Raw genomic sequence first — 4,042 nt, 5'->3', positions numbered from 1 at the left:
CGTCCGTCGGCCTTGGTCCCTCGCGGATTTGACGTGGAAAGCGCCTTTTGTGATGGCGCTACGACCGTGATCACCGTACGCGCCACGAGCGGGACGAGTCTCTGTCCTAGCTGCGGGACCAGTTCTGGGCGGATCCATAGCCGATATCAGAGGCGCCTAAATGATCTGCCGCTGGCGGGGCGGCAGGTTCGCTGGTGGTCGTGGCGCGCCGCTTCCGCTGCGTTACTGTTCTGTGCGGTCGGCGTATTTTCACCGAGCGCTTCGACGAGGGCGCTCTGGCACCGTGGGCGCGGCGAACGACCCGGCTCGATCTGATCGTCCATCACCTTGGCCTTGCCTTGGGTGGTCGCCCGGCGGCGAGTTTTGCCCGTCGACTTATGCTGCCCGTGAGCAACGACACATTGCTTCGGGTGGTTAGAAAGCGCGGGTGTCCGCCCTTTGCTGCGCCGAGCGTTATCGGCATCGACGATTGGGCCTGGCGGCGCAATCAGCGGTACGGAACGATCATCTGTGACCTCGAGCGGCGACGACCGATCACTCTCTTACCCGACAGAGAGCCAGCCACTGCGCAGGCCTGGCTCGCGGGGCAGCCACAAATCGCTGTGGTCGCGCGCGACCGCGGCGGTGGATATGCCCTTGCTGTGGCCAAGGCACTCCCGCACGCTACCCAGGTCGCCGACCGTTGGCACCTCATGGAGAACGCGAGCCACGCCTTCCTGGATGCGGTTCCCAAATCCATGCGCCAGGTACGCATCGCGGTCGGCTCCGCCACCATAAATCCCAACTTAATGACCGCCGCCGAGCGCATTCAATATGAGGGCTATCTTCGGCGAGAAGACACGAACGGCGGCAATTCTCAAACAGGCTGAGACGGGCGTCTCCATAAAGGAGATCGTACGGCTCACCGGCCATAGCCGGGGCCTCATCCGCAGGGTATTGCGAGGTCAGCGATCCGACGTGTTCAGGGTGCGCGAGAGCTCGCTCGAGCACTACCTGCCATGGCTGGATGTTCAGTGGGCCGCGGGCCATCGTAATGGCGCCGACCTTTGGCGTCGCCTCAAGGCGCGGGGATTTAGAGGCTCGGTGCGAGTCGTTGCCGAATGGGCGACACGCCGTCGGCGTGCCGAAACGGCCGATGCTCAGAGCCTGCAGCGCGTACCATCTGCGAGAACGATCGCCCGCCTGATGACCAATGGCCGCGATACGCTATCAAAGTCAGAGACCGTCACCATTGCGGCGATTGAGCAAGGCGTTCCTCTCCTGGTGGAGGCTCGAGAGATCATAGCCGCTTTCCATGCGATGATCCGAAAGAAGGCTCACGGAGAGCTTGAACCATGGTTGGAACGAGCATGCGCAAGCCTCGTCATGTCTTTCGCCAACGGCGTCATCAAGGACAAGGCCGCCGTCAGCGCAGCGATCACGACCTCCTGGTCCAACGGACAGACAGAGGGCCAGATCACCAAGCTCAAACTGGTCAAGCGCCAAATGTACGGACGCGCCAAGCTCGACTTGCTGCAGGCTCGGCTAGTCGGTGCCACATGACCAGTGCTGCACCATAAATGCGTCAGAGCCCCTTTTGGATGCCGATAGGGGGTCCCAGTCGAACGCCGATTGACAATCCGAAACCCGGCGCTTGATCGACTCTAGGGTAGGCTAGCTGTCTGTTCGCAGCGAACCGTCGAGCAAGGCGACCACCCAACGAGGCTAAGTCTAACATTTAGCGCCGTAAGAACACGTTCTTGTTGACTGCTGAATGGTTCCTCCACTGTTTCTACAGTGGTCCCTGTAGCGCAGCACGCATTCCTTTTTCACTACCGTGCACTGTTGATGCGTAGGGACGGTGCAGCGCCCGTGGCTGTAGAATGTGGGGCCGGATGTGAGGTTGCATACACAGTTTCCCGTGACCCAGACCTTCGCCTTCGCCTGCGCCATCGTGCACCCTGCAAGCAAAGCGATCCAAACCATCATCAAAGGCAAGAGACCTCTGCGCAAGCTAGCCCTTAATGTCCTTGCCCGCATACACCCTGCCTGAGCGCGAAGCTGCTTAGCAAGTGAATTCAGATTGATCGGTAGATACAGTCTCGGTCCACTCGTCGCCATGGTCACCGACCTCGGTTGACAATTCGCAAGTTAAGCTCAGGAAAGCTCCTGCAAGTGGTGTACCATCCCTGTTGGCAGACTCGTAGTCTGCGGCGCGCCGCATTTGGTCTGCTCATGGTGAAATCCGTCAGATTTGATCGTGTGCGATCTCCGACATGCTTGTTCGTTTCGCTCCGTTGCTATTCGGATAGAGACGCCGGCATCTGATGCGGACGGCGCTTCCCGGTGCACCAGGCGATGTCTCCGGCAAAGCTTATCGCGTGATCGTGGAGCCGGGGTCGATATCACCGCGTTGTCGCGCGTGTTGGATCTGCTGGAGCGGCGATGATCCCGGTCGCAGCAGGGGCGAGAATCTGGATCGCAACCGGTCACACTGACATGCGCAAAGGCATGCAGGGTTTAGCATTGCTGGTGCAGGAGGGCCTCGGGCGAGATCCCTTTGCCGGCGACGTCTTTGTGTTCCGTGGTCGTGCCGGCACGCTAACCAAGGCGCTTTGGCACGACGGGGTCGGACTATCGCTCTATGCCAAGCGTCTGGACCGTGGCCGCTTCATGTGGCTGGCGACGGTGAAAGTTGCGCAGCTAACCTCGAGCTGGTTACGGTCGATGCCACTGTGCAGCCGAAGGCTTATCCGCTTCCGAACGGACGACAATCTTTCGCATGCTGCGTCCCGGGCGGAAACCTTCCGGTGAGAAAGCACAAGGTCAGGTGCAGCAATCCTGTTGCAAAATTCGCAGTGATGATGCGTCGTTACGCTCCAGCGAAGTCTTATCCGCGGTAAGTGCCGGGGAAGACCATGTCCTGATCGACGAGGACGTTGAAGATATAGCCCGGCCGAATCTCCAGCGTGGGCTGGACATTGAGGTTCTTGCCGATGGTCTGTTCGGCGACGCGGCCAAATGTCTCGGCAAAGCTATTTCGTGCGGCGTCGGAGGGTGTCTGCCGATACCCATACGCCGAACTCGCCGGCACCGACATATCGATGCCCGCGCCGACGGCGGCAATCAGGATCGCGGATCCGAAGACCTGGACATAATGGTTGTCGACCTCATCATTGAAGCCACCGTAGCCTTCCGCGTCCGTGCCTGCCATGCCTCCGATCTGCAGGGTCGAGCCGTTCGGGAAGATGATGTCAGTCCAGACCACGAGGACGCGGCTTTGTCCGAATGCAACCTTGGAATCGTACCGTCCCATCAGTTTGGCGCCCTGTGGGATCAGCAGCTGATGGCCTGTGGCGCTGTCGTAGACGTTTTGGCTGACCTGGGCGGTGATGCGACCGGGAAGATCGGAGTTGATGCCGGTGATCAGCGTCGCGGGAATGACGGAACCGCGTTTCAATTCGTAGGTGGATGTCGGCGCGACCACCTTGGTCTGAAGGTAGCCGAGCTTCTTGAGGTCCGCGTTGAAAAACTCCTCTTTCGCAGCTTGCCTGTTCGGATCGATAGTCTGGGTACTTAGGCCCGCCCCAAGCGCCGCCGCATAAAGATCGGGCGGGCCGTGTGCAGGACCGGGTGTTATGGTCGTCTGCGATGGTGGCGCATTGTTCATCGGTGTGCTCGTTGTTTGCAGCTTGCTGACATTGACCGCGAGCGGTGAGTCATAGGCCGCATTGTTCGCCTGCACGCGCGCCATGCGCTCGCGCTGCCGCTCCCGCAGATATTGTTCATGTGCCTCCCGCTCAAGACGCGCCCGCCACAGCCGTTCCGACTCGAGTTGCGAGCCAGCCGGCTCGGCCTGCTGCCGGCCGGTGAAGGGATTGCTTGCCGGCTTTGGGGATTCGGGCTGCGCCGGTGCCGGTTGGAACGTCTGTGCTTCCTGTTGGTCGCCGATGATGCCGTTTGAGACCCCCTTCTTGAGTTGATCGGCGTAGGTCGATGCCGGATTGGATGATGCGTTGTCGATGCCGGCCTCGCGACGAAAATACAGTCCGCGCGAGGTCAG

The 4,042-nt window shown here is 60.5% G+C and carries 2 protein-coding genes and 1 pseudogene; 2 read left to right on the top strand and 1 reads right to left on the bottom strand.

From position 1 onward, the window contains the following. Together AC0L3A_RS40135 and tnpB are read left to right on the top strand one after the other, a co-directional pair. A pseudogene (locus tag AC0L3A_RS40135) lies at positions 1–1,542 on the top strand (ISL3 family transposase); the annotation flags it as partial. A gap of 882 nt (positions 1,543–2,424) precedes the next feature. Further along, positions 2,425–2,793 (top strand): IS66 family insertion sequence element accessory protein TnpB, encoded by a 369-nt coding sequence (tnpB, locus tag AC0L3A_RS40130; protein WP_473256513.1) that lies wholly within the window; start codon positions 2,425–2,427, stop codon positions 2,791–2,793. Between the two features lie 76 nt (positions 2,794–2,869). Here tnpB and trbI read toward each other — a convergent pair. Beyond that, positions 2,870–4,042: IncP-type conjugal transfer protein TrbI (trbI, locus tag AC0L3A_RS40125; protein ID WP_473256512.1), on the bottom strand; the 1,173-nt coding region annotated here is incomplete at its 5' end.

It is taken from the genome of Bradyrhizobium sp. MI1.3, from assembly GCF_055811695.1.
The sequence above is the reverse complement of the archived record's forward strand: the minus strand, read 5'-3'. Positions and strand labels throughout refer to the sequence as shown.

Bases quoted from the DNA above. Each gene is read 5' to 3' on its own strand.
- tnpB (WP_473256513.1), top strand. From the start codon at position 2,425: ATGATCCCGGTCGCAGCAGGGGCGAGAATCTGGATCGCAACCGGTCAC.